Genomic DNA, 23,893 nt, shown 5'->3' with positions numbered 1-23,893 from the left:
CCCATACGGTCCGCGACCGCACGGCTCTACCCCGCAGCGCGCCCGCCGGTGCCGAAGCGCTGTTCGATGTAGTCGGCGACCATCTGCTGGAACTCCGCCGCGATCGCCGGGCCGCGCAGGGTCGCGGCCTTGCGGCCGTCGATGAAGACCGGAGCGGTCGGCGTTTCGCCGGTTCCGGGAAGCGAGATGCCGATGTCGGCATGCTTGGATTCGCCCGGTCCGTTGACGATGCAGCCCATCACCGCGACCTTGAGTTCCTCGACGCCCGGATACTTCTCGCGCCAGACCGGCATGTTGCGGCGGAGATCGTCCTGAATATTCTGGGCGAGTTCCTGGAACACGGTGGAGGTGGTGCGTCCGCAGCCGGGGCAGGCGGCGACGATCGGCACGAACTGGCGGAAGCCCATGGTCTGGAGCAGTTCCTGGGCGACCTGCACCTCGCGCGTGCGGTCGCCGCCGGGCTCGGGCGTGAGCGAGATGCGGATCGTGTCGCCGATGCCCTGCTGCAAGAGGATGCCCATGGCGGCCGACGAGGCGACGATGCCCTTGGTGCCCATGCCGGCCTCCGTCAGGCCGAGATGCAGCGCGTGATCGGAGCGGCGGGCGAGTTCGGCATAGACGGCGATCAGGTCCTGCACCTGGCTGACCTTGGCGGACAGGATGATGCGGTTGCGCGGCAGCCCGATCTCCTCGGCGAGTTCGGCGGACAGCAGAGCCGACTGGACGATCGCCTCGCGCATCACCTCCACCGCCGTCAGCGGCGAACCGGCGTTCTGGTTCTCGTCCATCAGCCGCGTCAGCAGGTCCTGGTCGAGCGACCCCCAGTTCACGCCGATCCGGACCGGCTTGTCGTACCGGATCGCTGTTTCGACGATCGCCGCGAACTGGCGGTCCTTCTTCTCCTTGAAACCGACGTTTCCCGGATTGATGCGATACTTGGCCAGTGCCTCCGCGCAGGCGGCATGGTCGGCCAGAAGCTTGTGGCCGATATAGTGGAAGTCGCCGACCAGCGGCACGTCGATGCCGAGCCGCCCCAGCCGGTCACGGATGCGCGGCACGGCCGCCGCGCTCTCGTCGCGGTCGACGGTGATGCGCACGATCTCCGATCCGGCGCGTTGGAGAGCCGCCACCTGCGCGACGGTCGCGTCGATGTCGGCCGTGTCGGTGTTGGTCATCGACTGCACGACGACGGGTGCCGAGCCGCCGACCAGGACGCCGGCGACATCGACGCCGACGGACTGGCGGCGCGGCGCGGGACCTTGCCCGGCGGCCTTCTGGATCGGCGCAATGGCGTTCATTTGTCGGCTCCGCGACGGTTCGGGATGCAATTCAGGTGGCGGAGCACCTCCGCCATGTCAAGCGTGAAGCAGAATGACGACGATCCTGTGTCGGCACGGCGTCGTCATGGGCATCAGGACCCGCCGCCGGCGACTTCGTGCGCCCGTTCGATGAGAAGGCGGCGGTCCTCGGCGTCGAGCAGTTCGTCGTCGAAGAGCTTCATGCACTGAAGGCCCTCCATGGCGAAGAAGGCGACGAGGACGCCGGCGCGATCGTCCGTCTCGGCGCGAAGCCGCGCCAGGAGCCGCCGCCGGAACTGGTTGATCGGCGCCAGGAACTCCGGATCCTCGGCGATGGCGGAAAAGATCCAGGAGGCCGGCGGGCGGTCCTCCACCGAACTGCTCTTCATCAGGCGCATGTAGGCTGCAAGCAGCGGTTCCCCACGAGCCGCCGCGGCATCGAGCGACTGCTCCATCTCTGCGAGGTGCTTTTCCACCAGCCCCTGAAGGAGCTTGGCCTTGCTCGGGAAGTTGTAGAGCAGCCCTCCCTTCGACACGCCGGCCTGGTGCGCGATGGCGTCGAGGGAAAGGCTCCCCGGACCCGCATTGCGCGCAACTTCCGCAGCTGCCGCAAGGATCCGTTCACGCGAATTTGCTTTGGTGGTGCTCAACCTGCGTCCTCCCTCAGGCGTGGTCGTGATTGACATTACCGTCCAGACGGTACAGTTATCAAGCGCCTCCTCTGTGGGATGATGCCGCACCGGCATGTGTCCCGCCGCTCGAATCCCGTCGCGGAGCCCTTCGTGATCAAACGTCTTCTCATCGCAATCGTTCTGCTGGTTATCGTCGTGGGAGGGATCGTCGGCTTCAACATGTTCCGCGACAACGCGATCGATCAGTTCTTCGCCGACATGCCCGTCGCCCCGACGACCGTGTCCACCGTGGAGGTCGAGCCGGCGACATGGACGCCGGGCATCCAGGCGATCGGGACCGTGGGCGCCTCGCGCGGCGTCGATCTCTCGGTGGAGATCGCCGGCGTCGTCGAGGAGATCAACTTCGAGGCCAACGAGAAGGTCGAGAAGGGCGATCTGCTCGTGCAGCTCGACGACACGCAGCAGGCGGCCGATCTGGCGGCCCAGCGCGCGCAGGCGGCGCTCGATGAGCAGAGCCTGACGCGCGCGCAGGAGCTCCAGAAGCGCGGCGTCGGTTCGGAAACGTCGGTCGAACAGGCGCAGGCGTCCGCGTCGGCCTCGGCCGCTCAGGTCGACAAGCTGGAGGCGGTGCTGGAGCAGAAGCGCCTGGTGGCGCCGTTCGGCGGTACGCTCGGTATTCCGCGGATCGACGTCGGGCAGTACATCGCGCCCGGGACGGTGGTCGCCACGCTGCAGAACCTCGACGTCCTGCGCGCGGACTTCTCCGTGCCCGAGCAGAGCCTCGACCAGGTGGAGATCGGCCAGCCGGTCCGCTTCGGGGTGACCGAGAACGACATGCCGTTCACCGGCAAGATCACCGGCATCGAACCGAAGGTGGACCCGTCGACCCGGCTGGTGCTGATCCGCGCCGAGATATCGAACCCCGACGGCAAGCTGGCGCCCGGCCAGTTCGTGCAGGTGCGCGTGGTGCTGCCGCAGGAAGACGACGTCATCGCCATTCCACAGACGGCGGTCGTCGTCAGTCTCTATGGCGATTACGTCTATGTCGTGCGGCCCGCCGAAGATGCTTCCGGTGAGGCGGCGGACGGCCTGGTCGCGCGCCAGGTCTTCGTGAAAACCGGACGACGTTCCGATGGCCGGGTCGAGATCACCGAGGGGGTGAACACGGGCGACCTCGTCGTGACGGCCGGTCAGAACCGGCTCAACAATGGCTCTCCCGTCGTCGTCGACAACACTGTCCAGCCGCAGCTGACGGCCGAGCAGGCGCCCGCGCAATGAATATATCCACCGTGTTCATCCGCCGGCCGGTCCTGTCGACCGTGCTCGCCTTCCTGATCCTGCTTCTCGGCGCGCAGGGCATCTTCAGCCTGTCGGTCAGGCAGTACCCGAAGGTCGAGGAGACGGTGATCACCGTCACGACGACCTATCCGGGCGCGAGCGCCGATCTCATCCAGGGGTTCATCACGGCGCCGATCTCGGCCGCCGTCTCGACCACCGAGAACATCGACTACGTGACCTCGCAGAGCCGTCCCTCGGCCTCAGTGGTCACCGTGCAGATGCAGCTCGGCGCCAATCCCGACGCCGCGCTGACCGAGGTGATCGCCAAGGTCAACCAGGTTCGCGGCCAGTTGCCTTCCGACGCCGACGATCCGGTCATCGTCAAGGGAACGGGCCAGCAGTTCGCCATCATGTACATGGCGATGCAGAACCCGAACATGACCGCCGAGCAACTGACCGAGTACATCCAGCGCGTCATCCGCCCGCGCATGTCGACCATCGAGGGCGTCGCCGACGTGCAGGTGCTCGGCGCCAAGGAATACTCGATGCGGGTCTGGATCGACCCGATCAAGCTCGCCTCGCGTGGGCTCACGGCGTCCGACGTCCTGGCCGCCATCCGCTCCTCGAACTTCCTGTCCGCGCCGGGCAAGACCCAGAACGCCTTCGTTTCGAACTCGATCACCCTCCGCTCCACGCTGCAGGACCCGCAGGCTTTTGGACAGTTGCCGCTGAAATCCGACGAGGACGGCATCGTGCGGCTCTTCGACGTGGCGGATGTCGAACTGGCGGCGGAGAGCGAGGATACGGTCGTCAACTTCAACGGCGAGGAAGGCACCTTCATCGGCATCTTCCCCACGCCCTCCGCCAATCCGCTCGACACGTCGGCCGACGTGATCGCCGAACTGCCCGCGATCAGCGCCAGCCTGCCCGACGGCATGACGATCGAGCTGGTCTACGATTCGACGGAAACCATCAGCGCCTCCATCGAGGAGGTCTTCAAGACGATCGCCGAGGCGGTCGCGATCGTCGTCGTGGTCATCCTCCTGTTCCTGGGATCGTTCCGCTCGGTGGTGATGCCGGTAATCACGATTCCGCTGTCGCTGGTCGGCGTCTGTTTCCTCCTGTTCATGATGGGCTATTCGATCAACCTCCTGTCGTTGCTCGCGATGGTGCTGGCGATCGGCCTCGTCGTCGACGACGCGATCGTGGTGGTGGAGAACATCCACCGGCACATCGAGGAGGGACTGCCGCCCTTCCAGGCCGCCTACAAGGGGATGGCGGAGATCACATCCTCGATCGTGGCCATGACGATCACGCTCGCGGCAGTGTTCGCTCCGCTGATGTTCACCGGCGGTCTCACCGGCTCTCTGTTCCGCGAATTCGCGTTCACCCTGGCGGGTTCGGTTATCATCTCGGGCATCGTCGCGCTGACCATCACGCCGATGATGTCGGCACGCATCCTGAAGGCCGGCAACCACAGCCGCTTCCAGAAGGCGGTCGACCGCTTCTTCGACCGCTTCGCCAACGGTTACGAGCGCTGGGTCGGCGGCTCGTTGAAGTATCGGCCGGTCACGCTGCTCGTCGTCATCGCCCTCGTCTCGGTCACGGGCTTCATGTTCTTCAAGACCACCACCGAACTGGCGCCGGAGGAAGATTCGGGTGCCCTGTTCGCGCTCATCACCGCGCCCCGCTATGCCACCACCCAATACACGCAGCTCTATGTCGACCAGATCCGCGATCTGACCAGCGACGTCCCGGAGGTCAAGGCCAACTTCTCCATCGTCGGCTCGGGCGGGCAGACGAATTCCGGCTTTTCCGTCTGGGCGCTGAAGGATTGGTCGGAGCGGGACCGCTCGCAAAAGGAGATACAGGCCGACATCCAGGCGCGGCTCTCCAAGGTGGCGGGCGTCCAGGCGCTCGTCTTCGCCCCGCCTTCGCTGCCGGGCACCGGGGGCGGGCTGCCGATCTCGGTCGTGATCCGCTCAACGGGCGATCCCGCGCGGGTCTACGAGGTGGCGGAAAAGATCCGCCTCGAGGCGCAGCAGTCCGGCCGCTTCATCGTCGTTCAGAACTCGCTTTCCTTCGACGCGCCGCAGATCACGGTGACGATCGACCGCGACCGCGCCGCTGCGCTCTCCCTGCCGATCAGCGATATCGGGTCGACGCTGGCGCTGCTCGTCGGCGGCGGGTCCGTCGCCCAGTTCGACCGCGATTCCAACAGCTATGACATCATCATGCAGGTGCCGCAGGCGTTCCGGAACAATCCCGAGCGGCTGGGGGATTTCTTCATCCGCTCGGTCTCCGGCGAGATGGTGCCGCTCTCGGCCGTGGTCTCCATCTCCACCAATGCCTCGCCGGCCTCCATCGAGCAGTTCAACCAGCTCAACGCAGCGACCATTTCGGCCCTGCCGATCCCGACCGTATCGAGCGGCGACGGCCTGACGACGATCGAGGAGATCGCCCGGCCGCTTCTGCCGGACGGCTTCTTCATCGACTATTCGGGCCAGTCGCGCATCGAGAGCCAGCAGGGCAACACCATCATCATCGCCTTCGCGCTCGCCGTCGTGGTCATCTACCTCGTTCTGGCGGCGCAGTTCGAGAGCTTCCGCGATCCCCTGATCATCCTGATGTCGGTGCCGCTGTCGATCTTCGGCGCGATCCTGCCGCTGAACCTGGGAATTGGCACGCTGAACATCTACACGCAGGTCGGTCTGATCACGCTCGTCGGCCTTATCACCAAGCACGGAATCCTTCTGGTGGAGTTCGCCAACCAGCAGCGTCACATGCACGGGCTCGGCCGGCGCGAGGCGATCATCGCCTCGGCCAAGACGCGGCTGCGCCCCATCCTGATGACCACCGCCGCCATGGCACTCGGCGTGGTGCCGCTCATCACCGCCTCGGGCGCGGGTGCGGCCGCGCGCTCGGCAATGGGCCTCGTCATCTTCACCGGCCTCATCGTCGGAACCATGTTCACGCTGTTCGTGGTGCCGATGTTCTACACCTTCCTGGCCTCGCGCGACCTGCCGCCCGAACCGGAGATGCCGTCCTTCGAGTCGCATGCCGCACCCGCCGAGTGATCCGGCGGATGTCTGGCCGAAACTGACACAGAGACGGCCGACGGCAGGTCGGCCCATACCTTGCCGCGTCAGTGGAGATCGTCGTGCGGCTTCGGATCCCTCGCGGCGCGCTGGCGGGTCGCCGGGCGCACCACCATCCTGTGGACCCTCGGCGGCTCGGCGCCGCTGTGGAGTGCGCGGATCGTGTCGCTGACGGACGCGTCTGCCTTGGTCGTGCGCTGGTTGTGACGCACGTAGTCGAGCCAGGTCGGGACGTGGAAACTCTCGATCCACTGCTCCGGCTTCTCGGTGTCGCGCATCAGTTCCCACTGCCGCGCGCCATCGCGGCGCCGGATGCGACGACGCTCGGCCATGGCGTCGAGGAAGGCCGGGACGTCCTCTTCCCGGATGACGTATTCGATCAGGATCACCATCGGGCCGCTGCGCGACTGGAGATCGAGCGCCAGCGGCGGCGCCTTCCAGCGGTTCAGCGGGTCGAGGTCGAGCGAGGAGCGGTCGGGGAGGGCGAGGCGCAGCCCGATCCCAGCCCCGACGACCATGAAGGTCGCCGCCGCCAGCAGCGACGATGAGATGGAGTATTCCTCCGCCACGAGGCCCCAGACCCAGCTTCCGAGCGCCATGCCGCCGAAGGTCGCTGTCTGGTAGAGCGCCAGCGCGCGTCCGAGGACCCAGCGCGGCGTCGAAAGCTGGACGGTGACGTTGAAGAGCGCAAGCGCCAGGACCCAGCACGCGCCGCCGAGGGCGACCGCGAGCCCGGTCAGCCAGGCATGGCTGCTCCACGCGGTCACCGAGGCCGAGACGGCGAACCCCATGAAGGCCATCCGCGCGATCGTCTCGTTGGACAGCACTTCCCGCAGCCGGCCGCCGAGGAACGCGCCACCGACCGCGCCGATGCCGTAACATCCGAGCATCAGGCCGTAGAGCAGCGCTCCGCCGTCCAGCATGTCGCGCGTCACCAGCGGCAGCAGCGCCAGCATGGCGACCGCGGTGAAGCCGAACACGAAGCCGCGCAGCAGCACCTTCTCGATATGCGGCGACATCGCCACGTATCGGAGCCCGGCGGTCATGGCCGTCCACATGCGTTCCGGCGGCAGAGTGTTGGGCTGGACGTCGGGTTTCCAGCGCGACAGCACGAAGATCAGCGGCAGGTAGCTCACGGCATTGATCGCGAAGGCGGCGGCCGCCCCCGCCGTTGCCACGATCAGTCCGCCGATCGCGGGGCCGACGCTGCGCGTCAGGTTGAAATTGACGCTGTTGAGCGCCACCGCCGCCGGCAGCGCCGAGCGCGGCACCATGTCCCCCACGGACGCCTGCCAGGACGGATTGTTGAGCGCCGTGCCGCAGCCGATGAGGAAGGTGAAGCCGAGCAGAAGCCAGGGCGACATCGTGCCGAGCCACGCGAACAACGCCAGCGCGACCGAGATCACCAGCATGAACAGCTGCGCCACGATCATGACGCGGCGGCGATCGAAGCTGTCCGCGAGCGCGCCGGATGCGAGCGAAAAGATCATCACCGGCAGCGTCGTGGAGGCCTGGACCAGCGCGACGAGGTCGGCCGACGCCGCGATCGAGGTCATCAGCCACGCCGCGCCGACCGCCTGGATCAGCGCGCCGAGGTTCGACGCGAGGCTCGCCACCCACACGTTCCTGAAAACGGAGTGCTCGAACGGCACAAGCGAGGATGTCCGTTCCGGCACCGCGACGATGTCCTTCCTGACCGCTGAAATCTCTCCTCCTCCATGTCATAGCGGGTTGGAGCGTCCCGCCAAGCCCGGGTAGGCCATTTTCCGAGCAATCGCGAGCGGCGACCGGAGCGGTAAGTGTTTCTGCTGCATTGCGTTCTTTCTGCCGCGACGCAATATGGCGGCGCAACGCAGGGAGAATGCCGACCATGACAGCGCCACGCCAAGCCGGGAGGACCGCCGTCGTAACCGGTTCGACATCGGGGATAGGTCTGGCCATCGCCGAGCGCCTCGCCGCCGGCGGCTGCAACGTCGTCGTGAACTCCTTCACCGATACCGAGGCGGATCATGCGATCGCTTCCGGCTTGGCCGAGAAACACGGCGTGGACGCAATCTACATGCGCGCCGACATGTCGAAGCCCGACGAATGCCGGGCGCTCGTGGAGAAGAGCATCGAGCGGTTCGGCGCGGTCGACATCCTGATCAACAATGCCGGCATCCAGCATGTGTCGCCGGTCGAGACGTTTCCGGTGGAGAAGTGGGACGCGATCATAGCGATCAACCTGTCCTCGGCCTTCCACACCTCGGCCGCGGCGATCCCGGCGATGCGTTCGGCCGGATGGGGGCGCATCGTCAACATCGCTTCCGCGCACGGACTGCGCGCCTCGCCCAACAAGTCGGCCTACGTGGCGGCCAAGCACGGGGTCGTCGGTCTGACCAAGACGATCGCGCTGGAACTCGCCGGCGAGGGCGTGACCTGCAACGCCGTCTGCCCCGGCTTCGTGCTCACCCCGCTGGTCGAGACACAGATCGACGACCGCGCGCGCGAGGCCGGGCTGGACCGGGAGACGACGATCCGCGACATCATTCTCGAAAAGCAGCCGTCGAAGCAGTTCGCGACGGTCGAGCAGATCGCCGGAGCGACCGCGTTCCTGTGTTCGGAGGATGCCGCGCAGATCACCGGCACGACGCTGTCGGTCGACGGCGGCTGGACCGCGGCCTGAGGTCAGGGAAAAGAGCGAGGAGCCCGGCGGCTAGCGCGCCGCGGTCGCCGGTTTCTTGAGCTGCTTGAGCAGCGCCCGGTGGATCGCCTCGTTGCCGGCGACGATGCCGCCTGTGTCCAGCATGGCGGCACCGCCGTCCCTGTCGCTGACGAAGCCGCCCGCCTCGCGGATGATCAGAATGCCGGCCGCCATGTCCCACGGCGAGAGCCCGTTCTCCCAGAAGCCGTCCATGCGGCCCGCGGCGACGTAGGCGAGGTCGAGGGCTGCCGAGCCCATGCGGCGGATGCCCGAGACCTCGCCCATGACGTTGCGCAGTTCGATCAGCGCATTGCCGTGGTGGCCTCGGCCGAGATGGGGGATGCCGTTGCCGATGACGCAGTCGGAAAGCTTAGAGCGGCCTGCGACGCGCAGCCGGCGGTCGTTCATGAAGGCTCCGCCGCCGCGTTCGGCGGTGTAGAGTTCGTCCATGGCGGGATTGTAGACGAGGCCCGCCGTCAACTGGCCCTGGCGTTCCAGCGCGATCGAAATCGCGAACATCGGGATGCCGTGCAGGAAATTCGTGGTGCCGTCGAGCGGATCCACGATCCAGCGGTGCTGGGCGTCCTCGCCCTCCACCACGCCGCGCTCTTCCATCAGGAAGGAGTAGCCCGGGCGCGCACGGGCCAGTTCCGTGTAGATGATCTCCTCGGCCTTGCGGTCGGCCTGGCTCACGTAGTCGCCCGGGCCTTTCATGGAGACCTGGAGGTTCTGCACCTCGCCGAAATCGCGCGCGAGCGAGCGGCCCGCCTTGCGCGCGGCCTCCACCATGACCCTCATCAGCGCGGAATACGCCATAAGCCGGAACCTGCCTTGTCGAGAATGCCGCTAGTCGGCGCGGCGGATGTAGGTGATCTCGTTCGTGTCGACGAGGATCTTCTCGCCCGACTCGATGAAGGGCGGAACCATGACCCGGATGCCGTTCTCCAGGATCGCAGGCTTGTAGGAAGAGGCCGCCGTCTGGCCCTTCACCACCGGATCGGCTTCCGTGATCGTCAGCGCCACCTGGTCGGGCAGCGAGATGCCGATCGGCTTTTCCTCGTAGAGCTCGACCGTCACCATCATGCCGTCCTGCAGGAAGGCGGCGCGGTCGCCGACGAAATCCTTCTGCAGTTCGAGCTGCTCGTAGCTCTCGGTGTCCATGAAGACCAGCGCTTCGCCCTGCTCGTAGAGGTAGGAGAAGTCCTTCTGCTCGAGGCGCACCTTCTCGACCGTCTCGGCGGAGCGGAAGCGCTCGTTGAGCTTGGTCCCGTCGATCAGGTTCTTCAGCTCGACCTGGTTGTAGGCGCCGCCCTTGCCGGGCTTCACCGCGTTGGTCTTCACCGCGACCCACAGGCCGCCATTGTGCTCGATGACGTTGCCGGGACGGATTTCGTTGCCGTTGATCTTGGCCATTGGGGTATTCCGGAAATGGGATTTCGCGCAAGCCGCGCAGTTCGGCGCTCCCAAGACCACAAATCGCCCGGAGAGGCAAGGGAGCCTCCATTATCGGATCGCGGGCCTGGACGACCGAGCAGGTCGCCAGGGACGGCAAGGCGCGGCGCGTGCCGCCCGGCCGGAGATCGATCGAAAGAACCTACCGCGCGGCGAAACGCGCCTTGGCCGCATCCGTCTGCGGCATGAACAAGGCCACCGCCGTGCCTTCAGGATCGCGGAACTGGACGGACCGGTTGCTCCACGGCATGGTCTTCGGCGGGTGCACCAGGTGCAGGCCGTCCTTCAGCCGCTCGTAGGCGGCGTCGACGTCGTCGACCATGAACTCGATGATGACGGTCCGGTTGGCGCAGGCTTCGGCGCTGCCCTCGGCGAAGATCGCCACGGTTTCGGAGCTGCCGATGGCGAGGGTCGCCGACGGCGTGACGATCTCGGCGAACTGCGGCGCCAGCCATTCGGCGGCCGTCTCCGTCACCCTTTCATAGAAGGCGACCATCTTCTCGATATCGGCGGCGATCAGGCGCACGGAAGCGAATTTCATGACAAGTCCCTCGGTGGTGCCGGGTCGCGGCCGGGGGACATATCGCACGGTCCTCCTGACACCGTTCTGGCAGCAGGGATCAGCGCCTGCTCGGGGACACGCCGGGTCAGCGCAGCCGGTTCGCCCGCTCGATCGCCGTCTTCTGCTCCTCGGGCGTGAGACCCTGGAGGAAATCGTCCATCTCGACGTCGCGCAGGCCCACCCGGCGCGCGATGATGTACCAGGCCGCGGCCAGGATCGGATCCGGCTCGGTGCCGAGGCCGTAGACGTAGAGCTTCGCGAGGCGGTTCTGCGCCGCGACGTTGCCGCTTTCGGCGGCCCTCTTCATCCACGCGAAACCCGCCTCGTAGTCGGGCTTTCCGAGACGGCCCTCGACCAGCCAGGTCGCGAGGTCGAGCTGGGCGGTGTCGAAATTCTGGCGGGCGGCGAGCGTGAGGTAGGACAGCGCCTTGGCGTCGTCGTTCAACCCGCCGACACCGTTCTCGTAGAGCTGCGCCATGGCATACTGCGCGTCGGCCAGCCCCGCCTTCGCGGCCTTCTCGTACCAGGGGATCGCTTTTTCGAGCCCCCGCGGACCGGGCTCCCGGTCGATCAGCATCTGGGCGAGGTTGAAGGCGGCGAGCCGGTGGCCGGTGTCGGCGGCGGATTCCATCAGCGCGAAGGCGCGGTCCGGGTCCTTGCCCGCATACTTGCCGTCGATCAGGATCAGCGCGAACTGGAAGCGCGCTTCCGGGATGCCGGCTTCCGCGGCCTTGCCGTACCATTCCGCGGCTTCGGCCGGCTTGCGGGCCACGCCGAGGCCGCGCGACAGGATCTCGGCGACCAGCGTCTGTGCGGCCGGATCGCCTTTCTCGGCGCGCGGAAGGGCGAGATTGTAGGCGGTGATGTAGAGGCCGCGCTGGAAGGCGCCGAAGGCCGGATCGGAGGTCTTCTTGCCGAAGCGCGTCGGATCGACGGCCGAACCGGACGCCCCGCCGGCCTGTTGCTCCAGTGCCTTCTCCGGCTTGGAGGCTTTCGTTCCGGCGGGTTCCGCCGCCAGGAGGCCCGACGGCACGAGGGCGCAGACCGCCGCCGCTATGAGAAGGGCCGTCGGCTTCACGTTTCCTTCCCGGGTGCCTGGGCGGCCTCGTCGAGCAGGCGATTGGCTTCGGCGACCGCAGCGGCGGGGTCGACGCCTTCCCCGAACACGGCGCGCGACAGGGCCACGAATTCGGCGCCCGTGTCCGAGACCTCACGAACCGAGCCGATCTCGCTTGACCCCATGACGATGCAGGGAACCTCGATCATCTCCGCCCACCAGCGGCCCAGCGTCAGGTTGCGCGGATGCGGCTGCGGATCCGTGTCATAGCCGAAGCGGCCGAAGAACAGGTAGTCCGGGCGCAGTTCGCCGAGTTCAAGCGCGTCGTCGCGCGTCTTGGCGCCGCCGGTCCCGACCATCATCTTGTCCTGCAGCCGGTCGATCGCATCCGCCAGCGCGGCGCGGCCGCCTTCGACGTGAACGCCGTCTGCCTTGACGCGCGCCGCGACCCGGGTGTCGCCGGCGATCATGACCGCGGCGCCCGCTTCCTGGCCCAAGGGCACGATCCGCTCCGCCAGCTTCTGGAATGCAGCGTCGTCGAGCCCGTATTGCGGCAGTATCAGCGATGCCACGTCTCCGCCCGAAAGCGCGGCGCGGAGGCTCGCTTCCAGCACGGACGCATCGTCTTCCTGCGGCGCGATCAGCACGAGCCGGCAGCGGTTGGGGATTATCGGTTGCATCGGGTCCATTCTGCGGCAGGCCTATGGCGCGGGATCGTGGTGGCAATTGGGCATAAAGGACATGCCGCCGCTTGGCCAGCAGACGCGGCGAGGCATTCGCGTCCGAGTTTCTCCTCGCAATGCCGACGGTAACCGGCTAAGCGGGCATCTCCTCCCATCGCGCGGCCCATAACTCCCTTGCTCTCCGATCCCCTCTTCTATGCCGTTGCGATCCCGGCAGTCGCCCTCGTCGGGCTGGCCAAGGGCGGGCTCGGCGGAGCCATGGCGCTGGTCGGCGTGCCGCTGATGGCGCTCGCCATGCCGCCGGTGCAAGCCGCCGCGATCCTGCTGCCGATCCTCGTCCTGATGGACATGGTCTCGCTCTGGTCGTGGCGAGGTTTCCTCGACCGACGGACACTGGTGATCATGCTCCCGGGCGCGATGGTCGGCATCGGCATCGGCTGGCTGACGGCCGCGATCGTGACGCCGGACATGGTGCGGCTGATTCTCGGCGTCGTCACCCTGCTTTTCGTCTCGCGCTGGTTCCTGCAGAAGCTGTCGCGCGCCGAGAGCGCGCGTCCGCACAGCGTCCCGCGGGGGATCGTCTGGAGCATTGTCAGCGGCTTCACCAGCTTCGTCGCGCATGCCGGCGGCCCGCCCTTCCAGGTCTACGCCCTTCCACTCAAGCTCGACCCCAAGGTCTATGTCGGCACCAGCGTGATCTACTTCGCCGTGATGAACGCGGTGAAGCTCGTCCCGTACTTCGCGCTCGGGGAGCTCGATACAGCCAATCTCTCGGCATCGTTCGTGCTGATGCCGGTGGCCTTCGTCGCCACGCTCGCCGGCGTGTTCATCGTCAAGCGCATGAAGCCGGAGCTATTCTACTCGTTCACCTACGTGACGGTCGGGCTGGTCGCGGTGAAACTGCTGTGGGACGGCGCGGTGGCGGTCTTCTGATCGATCGCAGCGCACTGCATCTATGAACCGCCGAAGTCGGCGGCGCTGACGAGTGCTGCGGCGTTGGAGCGGGCGTCACGTATCTCGTCGAGCACATCCTTGTAGTCCTCTGCGATCTTCGTAAACGCCCGCACCAGCACGTCCTTTCCGACGTACTCCTGCAGGATGAGCGCCACGATCAGCGGCCGCATCTTCTCATGCACCTTGAGTTCCGTAACCAGCTTGATGCGCTGGTCGAGCGCCTGCTTCTCGTCGGCGGAGAGGTTCTGCATCAACTCTATGCAGAGAGCCGGCAGCGTGGTGTTGACGATGTCGAGCGGCATGTCGCGCAATGCCGGCGGCAGTTCGTCCATTCTCCGGAATGCCCGCTGCCGGTCGACCTCGCGGTCGAGAGCCCGCTGGAAGATCTCGATGATCGCAGAAGGCCCGACACCGAGTTCCTCGCCCTGGATCGTCACGCGCGCGAAGGCCGAACGCATGACCGCCAGCGATCCGAGACTGGCCGCCAGCACCATGGACAACCGAGCCTTGCCGCAATCGCCGGGCGGGGTCGCTGCGACGCAGTCGCTATAGCCGAAGAGATCGGGCGCGAAGACTTTGGTGAGATAGAGCGCGATTACGCCGATCGCGCCGTTGAAGGCGATGTACAGCATCGCCGGCCCGGTCCTCAGCGCCCGGGACGGATTGTCCTTGTAGCGCGCGACCAGTTCCGCAATCGCGACGATCGCGGCAAGGATGAACACGGCGAGGTAATCCATCGCCACCAACTCCCCCACGCCCCTGATCAAGTCGGCAAGTAGCGCGAAGTCCTCTTGGCGGGACAATTCGCGCATGACGGCAATTGTCAGTCGATGTTCTTCGCCACGTCGCTTCCGTACGGCGTCAGCTGGATGCGCAGTTCCTGGCCCTTGCCCGCGACGTCGATCAGGCCTTCGCGTACGGCGCTCTGGACGATTTCGGATGCGGCCTTCGGGTCCAGGTGGATTTCCGGATGCGCTTCATGCGTCCGCACGACCAGATCGCGCGTCTTCACCGGTTCCTTGCTGGCGAGCAGGGTCTTGAGGACGGCCTGGCGACCGGTGTCGCGTGGCATGCTCTCGAAAAGCCCTTTCGATCCCTGCGCCTTCATTGCGAGACTCCCGCTTGCGAGCCGGCCATCGGCACGTCACTGTGGCACCGGCACGAGTGGCAATATACGCGCGCCGGGATATGAAATGAAGGGAGGTTGCATGGACACGGAGCATTCCGGCCGCGCCGCGGCGGGGGGCATGTACGACGAGGGGCTGGAGCGAAATCCGGCCAACCACCAGCCGCTGACGCCGCTGACCTACCTGGAGCGTGCCGCGCGGACCTTTCCCGACCAGATTGCCGTCATCCATGGGTCGGCAAAGCTCACATACCGTGATTTCTATTCCCGCACCCGCCAACTGGCGTCCGCGCTGGCTGCGAAGGGCATCGGCAAGGGCGACACGGTGACGGTGATGCTGTCCAACACGCCGGCCATGCTGGAGGCGCATTTCGGCGTGCCGATGGTGAAGGCGGTGCTGCATTCGCTCAACACGCGGCTCGACGCGGCCATCATCGCCTTCCAGCTCGACCATGCCGAGACGAAGGTGCTGATCGTCGACCGCGAGTTCTCCGGCGTGGTCGGGGAGGCGCTGAAAATGACCAAGGTGAAGCCGCTGGTCATCGACTACGACGACCAGCATTATCCCGCCGACGCTCCCTTTCCAAAGGGCGAGCGCATCGGGACGCTGGACTACGAGGCGTTCCTTGGTTCGGGCGATGCCGATTTCGCCTGGTCGATGCCCGACGACGAATGGGACGCCATCGCGCTCAACTACACGTCCGGCACGACGGGCAATCCCAAGGGCGTGGTCTACCACCATCGCGGCGCCGCGCTGATGGCCTATGCCAACACCATCCACGCCGGCATGGGTCGTCATCCGGTCTATCTGTGGACCCTGCCGATGTTCCACTGCAACGGCTGGTGCTTCCCCTGGACGCTGGCCGTGCAGGCGGGCGCGCATGTGTGCCTGCGCTGGGTGCGGGCGAAGGCCATGTACGACGCCATCGCCGACCACGGCGTGACGCATCTCTGCGGTGCGCCGGTGGTCATGTCGACGCTGATCAACGCGCCCGACGAGGAGAAACGAGAGTTTCCGCAGACCGTAACCTTCAACACCGCCGCCGCGCCGCCCCCGGAAAGCGTGCTTTCGGGCATGGCGGACGCCGGCTTCGCGGTGACGCATCTCTACGGTCTCACCGAGACCTACGGTCCCGCCGTCGTCAACGAGTGGAAGGGCGAATGGGACGGTCTCGAAAAGGGCGCGCGCTCGGCCCGCAAGGCACGCCAGGGAGTCCGCTATGCGGCGCTGGAAGGGCTCACGGTCATGGATCCGGAGACGATGGTCGAGACGCCGGCAGACGGCGAGACCATCGGCGAGGTCATGTTCCGGGGCAACATCGTCATGAAGGGCTACCTGAAGAACCGGCCGGCCACCGAGGAGGCGCTGGCCGGCGGCTGGTTTCATTCGGGCGACCTCGGCGTCATGCATCCGGACGGCTACATCCAGCTCAAGGACCGTTCCAAGGACATCATCATTTCCGGCGGGGAGAACATCTCGTCGATCGAGGTGGAGGACGCGCTCTACAAGCATCCGGCCGTCGCCTCCTGCGGCGTGGTGGCCAAGAGCGACGAGAAATGGGGCGAGACGCCGGTCGCCTATGTCGAGCTCAGGCCCGGCCGGACGGCGAGCGAAGCCGAGATCATCGAGCACTGCCGCGGCCTGCTCGCCCGCTACAAGGTGCCTCGCCAGGTGGTGTTTTCCGAAATCCCGAAGACCTCGACGGGAAAGATCCAGAAGTTCCGGCTGAGGGAGATGGCGAAGGGTCTGTGAGGGGCTGTGACGAATTTTAGCGTCCTGTGGAAAATGTAACAGTTCCCGTCACGCAGCCGAGTACACAAGACACGGGGCGGATACGGATCCCATGCTAACCGACCGCCCGAGACGACCCGACGCCCTATGGCGCCGCGCGGTCGCCTGGACCTTCGTTCTGGAAAGGAACTTTCGAAATGCAGGGCGCTGCACGCAACTTCTTCACCCTCGCCATCGTCTACGGAATTCTCGGCATGTCGCTGGGGCTGCACATGTCGATCACCCACGACCACGGCCAGATGCCGGTTCACGCCCACGCCATGGTGGCGGGTTGGCTCATGTCGGCGGTCTTCGGGTTCTTCTATCACCTCTATCCCTCGGTCGGCCGGTCGCTGCTGGCCCGGGTCCATTTCTGGCTCCAGTCGGTGAGCGGGATTTTTCTGCTCGTCGGGCTCTACTTCCTGCTGGCCGGCAACGAGGCCATCGAGCCGGTGGTGGCCGTCGCCTCGCTCGGTTTCTTCGCGGGAATGCTGATGTTTGCCTGGATCGCGCTTCCCGTGGTGTGGGGTTCGGTCGGGCAGCGTGACATGGTCGCGGCCCGGGCGTCTTGAAGAGAATGAAGATTTCGTTCGAGGCGTTAACCCTGCGTTAAGCTTTACGGGTGTTTACTATGTCCATCCAGTCTTCTGGATTCTGACCGAGCGGCTGGGCTGCTCTGTTTGACGCCTCCCTGTTTAACTCCTGAGAGCCGCTTTCCGCGGCTCTTTTTTTTGCCCCGCGTCGGCCGTCACGAAGGCGTCGGCGTTAACCCTTCGTTAAACAACGGCTTGCCTCCGCCGTGGAGAAGTCGCATTTTCGCGCTGCCGGTCGTTGGGCGGGAACAGTGAACGCGTGATAGCGTTTGAGCAGTCGGTGAGACCGGTGGCAAACAGGGGTGGTGTCATGAGTGAGCCTGTCAGACAGAGTGCAACGACGATCAAGCTCGCCGAGCGCCGCGTCTTCTCGGCCTCCTTCAAGCCGCTCTACGATGAGGGCATGGGGCTGGTGGAGCAGACCGCCGAATATCTCGATGGCGACGGGCGCGCCGCGGCGAAGGGCTTGTCGCGCATCGGTGCCACTCTCTACGCAGCCGAATCCATGCGGCTGACCACCCGCCTCATGCAGATCGCATCCTGGCTCCTTCTCCAGCGCGCCGCCAATTCCGGCGAGATGACCCGCGAGCAGGTCGCCGCCGAAAAGACCAAGGTGCGGCTCGACACTGCGTCGGCCCAGGAAGGCGCGTCGGGATGGGAAGAGCTCCCCGCGGCGTTCAAGTCGCTGGTGGATCGCTCGCTCAGCCTGCAGTCGCTGGTCCGGCGCATGGACGACGAGATCTATGGCCACGGCGCCGAGCCGGTCCAGACCTCCCCGCGGCCAAACCCCGTTTCCGACCAGATCACGCTGCTGCACACGGCTTTCGGCCGGACCTAGGCTCCCTCGACCGCTCCGGCGATCGCGGCGAAAAGTGGCTGCATCGCCGGCAGCGCCAGGATCGCGGCTGCGACGATGAGAAGGAAGGTGACGCGGCGGTAGACCGTGTCGCTGGCCAGCCCGTAGAGGCGCGAGCCGGTCGCCAGGCCGGCGAAATAGACTGGCGACGCCACGACCCCGAGCATCACGGCGTCCGCTTCGAAGAGCCCTGCCGCCCACAGATTGACGATCGAGAGGCCCTCGCCGACGAAGAAGAGGGTCAGGAGGTTCGCGCGCATGATCGCGGCGGGCAGGTTCGATGCAAGCCAGTAGATGATGACCGGAGGTCCGGGGATGGAGGCGATGCCGGACAGAAGCCCTGCGACGCCTCCGACCGCGAAGGAAACCGGCGCGCCGCGCGGCCCGCGATAGCGCCACCCGCTCCACAGCGCCGCCGCGCAGGCGAGGATCGCCAGCGATATGAACCATCGCAGGGCGACCGGGTCGCCGTGCTTGAGCACGTAGACGCCCGCCGGGAGAAACAGCGCCAGGCCGAGCGCCACCGGCAGGACCTCCTTCCATCGCGCGATCTTCAAGGCCGGCAGGGTGATGGGCAGGACCGGGAGCGAGTCCATGATGACGATCACCACCAGCGCGACGCGCGGACCGTAGAGCGCGGCCGCCACGGGAGCGACGATCATCCCGGTGCCGAAGCCCGAAAGCCCCCGCGCCACGCCGGCGACGAAGACCGTCGCGAGGAGCAGGATAAGGGCGGTCTCTAGTTCGGGGAGCGGCGGAAGCAGGGCGGGAGCCTCCCGGTAAGCAGGCCGCGAGGGCTGCGGGAAAGATGGTTCCGCGCCGGCCCGGTCGATCGGGCGACACGGTTTTGTTTCATATTTGTTCACATCCGGATGGCAATGGTCCTGCGCCCGCATAGAGTAGGTCCATGGCTGAAACGATTCGCATCATCGGCATAGATCCCGGCCTGCGCCGCACCGGCTGGGGCATCGTGGAGACCTGCGGGAACACGCTGCGCTTCGTCGGTGCCGGTACGGTCGTCTCGGACGCCAAGGCAGACCTCGCCTCCCGGCTGTGCGCGTTGCATGACGGTCTGGCCGCGATCATCCACGCGGAGATGCCCGACGAAGCGGCGGTGGAGCAGACCTTCGTCAACAAGGATGCGGTCGCCACGCTGAAGCTCGGCCAGGCGCGGGGGATCGCCATGCTGGTTCCGGCGAAGGCGGGGCTGAGGGTCTCCGAATATGCGCCGAACGCGGTGAAGAAGTCCGTGATCGGCGTGGGGCACGGCGACAAGAAGCAGATCCACATGATGGTAAAGGTGCTGATGCCGCGCGCCGTGTTCGATACCGACGATGCCGCCGACGCGCTGGCGATCGCGATCTGCCACGCGCATCACCGGCAGAGCGTGACGGGGAGACTGGCTGCCGCCGCCGCGCGCGTCGCATGACGGTTTGTTCTTGACTTGTTCTATCGTGATGCGTAGGTAATACCGAAGAGGTATTACCATGCGCGTCACGTCCAAAGGCCAGGTGACTATTCCCAAGGAAATCCGCGACCAGCTCGGCATCGAGCCGGGCTCGGAGGTGGAGTTCGTCAACGACAATGACGGCGAGGTGATACTTCGCCTCTCGCCCCCCGGTGAGCGGGATGTCGAACGGGCCGAATCCATCCGCAAGTGGACCTCCCGAGTGGCTGGCACGTTGGATTTGGGGGGAATGACGGCCGACGAGTATTTCGATACTGTCCGGGGCGAGCGCGATGACCTCGGTTCTCGTTGATTCCAACATCTTCTTCGACGTGATGCTTGGAAGCGACACGGCGGAATGGTCCGCGGGCAAGCTCGTCGAACTGGGCGGCAAGCGGCCGCTGGTGGTCAATCCCATCATCTGGTCCGAGATCGGCGCCAGCTTCGCTTCGCCGGAGGCGTTGAGCCGCGCACTTTCCGGCCTCGTTCTGGAAAAGCTGTCTCTCTCGTTCGAAGTCGCCTTTCGCGCTGGGCAGGCCCATCGGGCTTATCGACGCGCCGGCGGCTTGCGCGAGCGCACCCTGCCCGATTTCCTGGTCGGGGCGCATGCGGAAGTGGAGGGACACGCAGTGCTAACCCGCGATTCCAGGCGCTACGCCACCTACTTCCCATCCCTCGAGATCATTTCGCCAGAGACGCATCCATGATCGGCAAGCTCAAGGGGACGCTGGACGAGATCTCAGAGGATCATTGCGTCGTGGACGTGCATGGCGTGGGCTACGTCGCCTTCTGCCCTGCTCGCACGCTGGCCGCTCTCCCGGGGGTCGGCGAGGCGGTGACGTTGTTCATCGAGACCTATGTGCGCGAAGACATGATCCGCCTCTACGGGTTCGGGTCCGCCCTGGAGCGGGAATGGTTCCGGCTGCTGCAGAACAACGTGCAGGGCGTCGGCGCCAAGGTTGCGCTGGCCGTATTGTCGACGCTCTCGGCCTCCGAACTCGCCAACGCGGTGGCGCTGCGCGACGTCGCGATGGTGGCGCGGGCGCCCGGCGTCGGCAAGAAGGTGGCGGAGCGCATCGTGACGGAACTTCGCGACAAGGCGCCGGCCTATACGGGCGCCGCGTCGGGGACGATGGGCCTGAAGCAGGAGCTCGGCGAGGGCGTGGCGCCGGCCCCGGTGGCCGATGCGGTCTCGGCGCTGACCAATCTCGGCTATTCGCGCGACGTCGCGGCGAACGCGATCGCGGCGGCGATGAAGGCGGCGGGCGAGGGCGCGGATTCGGCGAAGCTGATCCGGCTGGGGTTGAAGGAACTGGCGCGGTGATTGACCCATTGCCGGTGAAATCGGATACCGGTCAACGATGACCACCGCCCCCCGCCTGATCACGCCGGAAAAGCGCGGCGAGGACGTCGACGTCACTCTGCGCCCGCAGTCGCTGGACGAGTTCGTCGGCCAGGCGGCGGCGCGCGCCAACCTCAAGGTCTTCGTGGAGGCCGCGAAGTCGCGCGGCGAGGCGCTCGATCACGTGCTCTTCGTTGGCCCGCCGGGGCTGGGCAAGACCACGCTGGCACAGATCATGGCCAAGGAACTCGGGGTGAACTTCCGTTCCACCTCCGGGCCCGTGATCGCCAAGGCCGGCGACCTCGCGGCGCTCCTGACCAATCTCGAGGAGCGCGACGTGCTCTTCATCGACGAGATCCACCGGCTTTCCCCCGCCGTGGAGGAGATCCTCTATCCTGCCATGGAGGATTTCCAGCTCGACCTGATCATCGGCGAAGGGCCGGCGGCGCGTTCGGTCAAGATCGACCTCGCCCGCTTCACCTTGGTGGCCGCCACCACCCGCCTCGGCCTGATCACCAATCCTCTGCGCGACCGCTTCGGCATTCCGGTCCGGCTCGATTTCTACACGGTCGAGGAACTGGAACTCATCGTGCGGCGCGGCGCGCGCATCCTGGCGCTGCCGATGAGCGACGACGGCGCGCTGGAGATCGCAAGGCGCGCGCGCGGCACGCCGCGCATCGCCGGCCGGCTGCTGCGGCGCGTTCGCGACTTCGCCTCGGTGGCGGGCGCCGAGAGCGTCACCCGCACCGTCGCCGACGAGGCGCTGTCGCGGCTCGAAGTCGACGCGCTGGGGCTCGACAGCCTCGATCGGCGCTACCTTTCCATGATCCTGAGGAATTTCGGCGGCGGGCCGGTGGGGATCGAGACCATCGCCGCCGGCCTCTCGGAGCCGCGCGACGCGATCGAGGACATCATCGAGCCCTACCTGATCCAGCAGGGCTTCATCCAGCGCACCCCGCGCGGCAGGGTGCTGACCGGCAACGCCTGGAAGCACATGGGTCTCGTGCCACCGCGGAATATGGCCGAAGTGCAAGGGCGGCTGTTCGAGGAGGAGTAGGGGGGCGCAGTACCGGGGACAGTTTACTTAATTCGGCTCGCGCCTCTGGTTGCGATGCCGTTGACGACTGCCGAATTAAGTAAACTGTCCCCCTCGCCCCTCGCCCCTCGCCCCTCGCTCCTCGCTCCTCGCTCCTCGCGGCCCGCGTGCTTGACCGCGTCTCCGCCCGCCGCGATAGTCGGTGGTGGGCGAGGGGGGATGCAACCGGGGATGACGACACCAGCGGTTCCCTTGGCGGGCGGTTCGGAACCGATCAGCATCACGCTGACGCTGCCCTTTTCGCTGTACGGCTGGAGCTTTTTCGGCGCGATCCTGTTCGCGGCGGCGCTGATCGGCATTGCGGCGTGGCTGGCGCATCTGTGGGCGACGCGGGAGAGCTGGCACAAGGCCCTCGTCGCACGCATGGACCGGCTCGGGCTGGCGCGGCGGGACGCCGACGACCGGCCGGTGCTGCACGCTTTCACCTGGCTTCTCCTCGCGCTCGTCCCGGTCGTGGCTGCGCTGGTGGTGCTGGCCATCGGGGCGGCGTTCTCGCTGCTCCTCGTCGCGATCCGGGGCGGGCCGGCGGTCGCGACCGCCGAGGGGTCGGGCCTCACGAGCAGCGCGGCGGCGGCGGGCGTGCTGGTCGTGGCGATCCTCGGCGCGCCCTTCGTCATCTGGCGCGCGATCGTGGCGCAGAAGACGGTGAACGTGGCCGAACAAGGCATGATCACCGACCGCATCAACAAGGCGGTCGAGGGGCTGGGGGCGGAGAAGACTGTAAAGCAGGTGATCGAGACGCCACGCTACCGCAAGGGCGACGACGGAGGATGGCTGCGCGACGCCGAGGGGCGGCTGGTGGTCGACAAGGGGCCGGACGGGGCGGACCTCGTCGACCGCGAGACGGTCGAGCGCACGCGCCCCAACCTGGAGGTTCGCATCGGCGCCATCTACGCGCTGGAGCGGATCGCGCAGGACAGCCTGCGCGACCATATCCAGATCATGGAGATCCTCTGCGCCTACATCCGCGAGAACGCGCCTGCGTCGCAGGCGCCGGTGCTGCCGGAACCGCCGGAGTTCGACCTCGGGGACATCGACGGGTCGATGAAGGCGCTCGAAACCTGGAAGGAAGAACTCCGCCAGGCGTTAGCCATTCGCGGCGCGGATGACGGTCCGGTCCGGCCCCGCGAGGACATCCAGGTGGCGCTCACCGTCATCGGCCGACGCGGCCAACGGCAGCGGGCGCGCGAAAGCGGCGGCGCACCGGCATACGAAGAAGCCGTCGGGGCGTATCCGCCATATCCGCTCAGCGAGGACGCCGCAGCCATCGAGAAATGGCGAGAGGACAATGCGGGCTGGCGAACAAAGCTGTATGCCTGGCGCGATGTCGCGCGCCCCTACCGGCTCGACCTGCGCGGGACCAACCTTGCGGGCGCCGATCTGTCGAAGGGATGGTTCGACCACGCGAACTTCGCGGAATCGCGACTGGAGGGCGCGAATCTTATAATGGCGGGGCTCAATGGCGCGAACCTCTCAGGGGCGGGGCTCAATGGCGCGGACCTCACATGGGCGGGGCTCAATGACGCGAACCTCTCAGGGGCGGGGCTCAATGGCGCGAACCTCTCAGGGGCGGGGATTAATGGCGCGTACCTCATAGGGGCGGGGCTCAATGGCGCGAACCTCTCAGGGGCGGGGGTCGACAGGTCGACATCCTTCACGAACGCAAAGGCGTCAAAAGCGACCGTGAAGGATGTCGACCTGTCGGAGGTGGCGCTGTCAAGGGAGCAGATCGTCGCGATGTTCGGAGACGCCAGCGTTAACCTGCCCGGCGGTGTCACGCCGGAGCACCCCGACTGGCCGGCGCACTGGCCAAAGGAGGTGCTCGAATGGGAAGAGTTTGTCGCGCGCTGGCAGGCATGGATATCCCAAGATGACGCGGGGGAGGGTAAGTAGCGCCGGTGTCGGTCCGGAGATAGGTTACCTCGTTCGGCAACTCCTAGGGTACGGAACGGGAGAGGGATGCGA

Annotated in this window: 24 protein-coding genes; 13 read left to right on the top strand and 11 right to left on the bottom strand. The window is 66.5% G+C overall.

Annotated features, from left to right (window positions below; genetic code table 11):
- Nucleotides 1-26: 26 nt before the first annotated feature.
- A complete protein-coding gene (ispG, locus tag BSQ44_RS25050) occupies nt 27-1,298 on the bottom strand; it encodes a flavodoxin-dependent (E)-4-hydroxy-3-methylbut-2-enyl-diphosphate synthase (RefSeq protein WP_072607722.1) in 1,272 nt (423 codons plus the stop codon).
- 113 nt (nt 1,299-1,411) lie between these two features.
- Nucleotides 1,412-1,948 (bottom strand): TetR/AcrR family transcriptional regulator, encoded by a 537-nt coding sequence (locus BSQ44_RS25045; RefSeq protein ID WP_235633310.1) that lies wholly within the window; start codon nt 1,946-1,948, stop codon nt 1,412-1,414.
- A 132-nt stretch (nt 1,949-2,080) separates the two neighbouring features.
- On the opposite strand from BSQ44_RS25045, the gene BSQ44_RS25040 reads away from it, so the two are divergent.
- Entirely contained in the window at nt 2,081-3,208 is a 1,128-nt protein-coding gene (locus BSQ44_RS25040) for an efflux RND transporter periplasmic adaptor subunit (protein ID WP_072608283.1), read from the top strand.
- Nucleotides 3,205-6,285, top strand: a complete 3,081-nt coding sequence (locus tag BSQ44_RS25035) for an efflux RND transporter permease subunit (protein ID WP_072607720.1) — start codon at nt 3,205-3,207, stop codon at nt 6,283-6,285. Before BSQ44_RS25040 ends, BSQ44_RS25035 begins: the two co-directional genes overlap by 4 nt.
- A gap of 68 nt (nt 6,286-6,353) precedes the next feature.
- On the opposite strand, the gene BSQ44_RS25030 is transcribed toward BSQ44_RS25035, so the two are convergent.
- Nucleotides 6,354-7,982 (bottom strand): MFS transporter, encoded by a 1,629-nt coding sequence (locus tag BSQ44_RS25030; RefSeq protein WP_072607719.1) that lies wholly within the window; start codon nt 7,980-7,982, stop codon nt 6,354-6,356.
- Nucleotides 7,983-8,176: 194 nt separating this feature from the next.
- On the opposite strand from BSQ44_RS25030, the gene BSQ44_RS25025 reads away from it, so the two are divergent.
- The gene (locus BSQ44_RS25025) at nt 8,177-8,971 is read left to right on the top strand and encodes a 3-hydroxybutyrate dehydrogenase (protein WP_072607718.1); all 795 of its coding nucleotides are present in this window, start codon (nt 8,177-8,179) and stop codon (nt 8,969-8,971) included.
- A 30-nt stretch (nt 8,972-9,001) separates the two neighbouring features.
- Here the strand turns inward: BSQ44_RS25025 and BSQ44_RS25020 are convergent, their stop codons facing one another.
- The 5 genes from BSQ44_RS25020 to BSQ44_RS25000 form a co-directional block, all read right to left on the bottom strand.
- A complete protein-coding gene (locus tag BSQ44_RS25020) occupies nt 9,002-9,805 on the bottom strand; it encodes an inositol monophosphatase family protein (RefSeq protein ID WP_072607717.1) in 804 nt (267 codons plus the stop codon).
- A 30-nt stretch (nt 9,806-9,835) separates the two neighbouring features.
- Nucleotides 9,836-10,402: an elongation factor P gene (gene efp / locus BSQ44_RS25015; RefSeq protein ID WP_072607716.1), complete on the bottom strand. Its 567-nt coding sequence runs from the start codon at nt 10,400-10,402 to the stop codon at nt 9,836-9,838.
- Nucleotides 10,403-10,583: 181 nt separating this feature from the next.
- A complete protein-coding gene (locus tag BSQ44_RS25010) occupies nt 10,584-10,982 on the bottom strand; it encodes a VOC family protein (protein WP_072607715.1) in 399 nt (132 codons plus the stop codon).
- Nucleotides 10,983-11,088: 106 nt separating this feature from the next.
- Nucleotides 11,089-12,081: an SEL1-like repeat protein gene (locus BSQ44_RS25005; protein WP_072607714.1), complete on the bottom strand. Its 993-nt coding sequence runs from the start codon at nt 12,079-12,081 to the stop codon at nt 11,089-11,091.
- On the bottom strand, nt 12,078-12,740 hold the full coding sequence (locus BSQ44_RS25000; RefSeq protein ID WP_378215127.1) for a thiamine phosphate synthase: 663 nt from the start codon (nt 12,738-12,740) through the stop codon (nt 12,078-12,080). The genes BSQ44_RS25005 and BSQ44_RS25000 overlap by 4 nt, the downstream gene beginning before the upstream one ends.
- A gap of 168 nt (nt 12,741-12,908) precedes the next feature.
- On the opposite strand from BSQ44_RS25000, the gene BSQ44_RS24995 reads away from it, so the two are divergent.
- Nucleotides 12,909-13,676 carry a sulfite exporter TauE/SafE family protein gene (locus BSQ44_RS24995; RefSeq protein ID WP_072607712.1) on the top strand — a complete coding sequence of 256 codons (768 nt, stop codon included), beginning with the start codon at nt 12,909-12,911 and terminating at the stop codon, nt 13,674-13,676.
- A gap of 20 nt (nt 13,677-13,696) precedes the next feature.
- Here the strand turns inward: BSQ44_RS24995 and BSQ44_RS24990 are convergent, their stop codons facing one another.
- Both BSQ44_RS24990 and BSQ44_RS24985 read right to left on the bottom strand, forming a co-directional pair.
- Nucleotides 13,697-14,434 carry an undecaprenyl diphosphate synthase family protein gene (locus BSQ44_RS24990; protein ID WP_157894692.1) on the bottom strand — a complete coding sequence of 246 codons (738 nt, stop codon included), beginning with the start codon at nt 14,432-14,434 and terminating at the stop codon, nt 13,697-13,699.
- An 86-nt stretch (nt 14,435-14,520) separates the two neighbouring features.
- Nucleotides 14,521-14,805, bottom strand: a complete 285-nt coding sequence (locus BSQ44_RS24985) for a hypothetical protein (RefSeq protein ID WP_072607710.1) — start codon at nt 14,803-14,805, stop codon at nt 14,521-14,523.
- Nucleotides 14,806-14,905: 100 nt separating this feature from the next.
- Here BSQ44_RS24985 and BSQ44_RS24980 point away from each other — a divergent pair, with 100 nt between their 5' ends.
- From BSQ44_RS24980 to rcdA, 3 genes are all read left to right on the top strand, one after another.
- Nucleotides 14,906-16,576, top strand: coding sequence for an acyl-CoA synthetase (locus BSQ44_RS24980; protein ID WP_235633309.1), 1,671 nt, complete (start codon nt 14,906-14,908; stop codon nt 16,574-16,576).
- Between the two features lie 176 nt (nt 16,577-16,752).
- Nucleotides 16,753-17,166, top strand: coding sequence for a hypothetical protein (locus BSQ44_RS24975; RefSeq protein ID WP_072607709.1), 414 nt, complete (start codon nt 16,753-16,755; stop codon nt 17,164-17,166).
- 331 nt (nt 17,167-17,497) lie between these two features.
- A complete protein-coding gene (gene rcdA / locus BSQ44_RS24970; protein ID WP_072607708.1) occupies nt 17,498-18,025 on the top strand; it encodes a protease adaptor protein RcdA in 528 nt (175 codons plus the stop codon).
- Here rcdA and BSQ44_RS24965 read toward each other — a convergent pair.
- Complete coding sequence (locus BSQ44_RS24965; protein ID WP_235633308.1) at nt 18,022-18,909, bottom strand: sulfite exporter TauE/SafE family protein; 888 nt, start codon at nt 18,907-18,909, stop codon at nt 18,022-18,024. The genes rcdA and BSQ44_RS24965 overlap by 4 nt on opposite strands.
- Nucleotides 18,910-18,950: 41 nt before the next feature.
- On the opposite strand from BSQ44_RS24965, the gene ruvC reads away from it, so the two are divergent.
- The 6 genes from ruvC (at nt 18,951) to BSQ44_RS27350 (ending at nt 23,821) form a co-directional block, all read left to right on the top strand.
- Nucleotides 18,951-19,472: a crossover junction endodeoxyribonuclease RuvC gene (gene ruvC / locus BSQ44_RS24960; RefSeq protein ID WP_072607707.1), complete on the top strand. Its 522-nt coding sequence runs from the start codon at nt 18,951-18,953 to the stop codon at nt 19,470-19,472.
- Nucleotides 19,473-19,530: 58 nt separating this feature from the next.
- Entirely contained in the window at nt 19,531-19,803 is a 273-nt protein-coding gene (locus BSQ44_RS24955) for an AbrB/MazE/SpoVT family DNA-binding domain-containing protein (protein ID WP_072607706.1), read from the top strand.
- Entirely contained in the window at nt 19,784-20,197 is a 414-nt protein-coding gene (locus BSQ44_RS24950; protein WP_072607705.1) for a type II toxin-antitoxin system VapC family toxin, read from the top strand. The genes BSQ44_RS24955 and BSQ44_RS24950 overlap by 20 nt, the downstream gene beginning before the upstream one ends.
- Nucleotides 20,194-20,814 (top strand): Holliday junction branch migration protein RuvA, encoded by a 621-nt coding sequence (gene ruvA / locus BSQ44_RS24945; protein WP_072607704.1) that lies wholly within the window; start codon nt 20,194-20,196, stop codon nt 20,812-20,814. Before BSQ44_RS24950 ends, ruvA begins: the two co-directional genes overlap by 4 nt.
- A 37-nt stretch (nt 20,815-20,851) precedes the next feature.
- Nucleotides 20,852-21,889: a Holliday junction branch migration DNA helicase RuvB gene (gene ruvB / locus BSQ44_RS24940; protein WP_072607703.1), complete on the top strand. Its 1,038-nt coding sequence runs from the start codon at nt 20,852-20,854 to the stop codon at nt 21,887-21,889.
- Between the two features lie 150 nt (nt 21,890-22,039).
- Complete coding sequence (locus tag BSQ44_RS27350; protein ID WP_169858334.1) at nt 22,040-23,821, top strand: pentapeptide repeat-containing protein; 1,782 nt, start codon at nt 22,040-22,042, stop codon at nt 23,819-23,821.
- The last annotated feature ends 72 nt before the right edge of the window (nt 23,822-23,893 follow it).

This window comes from Aquibium oceanicum (assembly GCF_001889605.1).
In the GTDB taxonomy this organism is placed as follows: Bacteria; Pseudomonadota; Alphaproteobacteria; order Rhizobiales; family Rhizobiaceae; genus Aquibium; species Aquibium oceanicum.
This window is presented reverse-complemented; position numbering and strand designations above follow the sequence as displayed.

Coding starts and splice junctions, on each gene's coding strand:
- ispG (WP_072607722.1), bottom strand. CDS start 1,298: ATGAACGCCATTGCGCCGATCCAGAAGGCCGCCGGGCAAGGTCCCGCG.
- BSQ44_RS25035 (WP_072607720.1), top strand. CDS start 3,205: ATGAATATATCCACCGTGTTCATCCGCCGGCCGGTCCTGTCGACCGTG.
- BSQ44_RS25025 (WP_072607718.1), top strand. CDS start 8,177: ATGACAGCGCCACGCCAAGCCGGGAGGACCGCCGTCGTAACCGGTTCG.
- BSQ44_RS25020 (WP_072607717.1), bottom strand. CDS start 9,805: ATGGCGTATTCCGCGCTGATGAGGGTCATGGTGGAGGCCGCGCGCAAG.
- efp (WP_072607716.1), bottom strand. CDS start 10,402: ATGGCCAAGATCAACGGCAACGAAATCCGTCCCGGCAACGTCATCGAG.
- BSQ44_RS25010 (WP_072607715.1), bottom strand. CDS start 10,982: ATGAAATTCGCTTCCGTGCGCCTGATCGCCGCCGATATCGAGAAGATG.
- BSQ44_RS25000 (WP_378215127.1), bottom strand. CDS start 12,740: ATGCAACCGATAATCCCCAACCGCTGCCGGCTCGTGCTGATCGCGCCG.
- BSQ44_RS24990 (WP_157894692.1), bottom strand. CDS start 14,434: ATGGATTACCTCGCCGTGTTCATCCTTGCCGCGATCGTCGCGATTGCG.
- BSQ44_RS24985 (WP_072607710.1), bottom strand. CDS start 14,805: ATGAAGGCGCAGGGATCGAAAGGGCTTTTCGAGAGCATGCCACGCGAC.
- BSQ44_RS24980 (WP_235633309.1), top strand. CDS start 14,906: ATGGACACGGAGCATTCCGGCCGCGCCGCGGCGGGGGGCATGTACGAC.
- BSQ44_RS24975 (WP_072607709.1), top strand. CDS start 16,753: ATGCAGGGCGCTGCACGCAACTTCTTCACCCTCGCCATCGTCTACGGA.
- rcdA (WP_072607708.1), top strand. CDS start 17,498: ATGAGTGAGCCTGTCAGACAGAGTGCAACGACGATCAAGCTCGCCGAG.
- ruvC (WP_072607707.1), top strand. CDS start 18,951: ATGGCTGAAACGATTCGCATCATCGGCATAGATCCCGGCCTGCGCCGC.
- BSQ44_RS24955 (WP_072607706.1), top strand. CDS start 19,531: ATGCGCGTCACGTCCAAAGGCCAGGTGACTATTCCCAAGGAAATCCGC.
- BSQ44_RS24950 (WP_072607705.1), top strand. CDS start 19,784: ATGACCTCGGTTCTCGTTGATTCCAACATCTTCTTCGACGTGATGCTT.
- ruvA (WP_072607704.1), top strand. CDS start 20,194: ATGATCGGCAAGCTCAAGGGGACGCTGGACGAGATCTCAGAGGATCAT.
- ruvB (WP_072607703.1), top strand. CDS start 20,852: ATGACCACCGCCCCCCGCCTGATCACGCCGGAAAAGCGCGGCGAGGAC.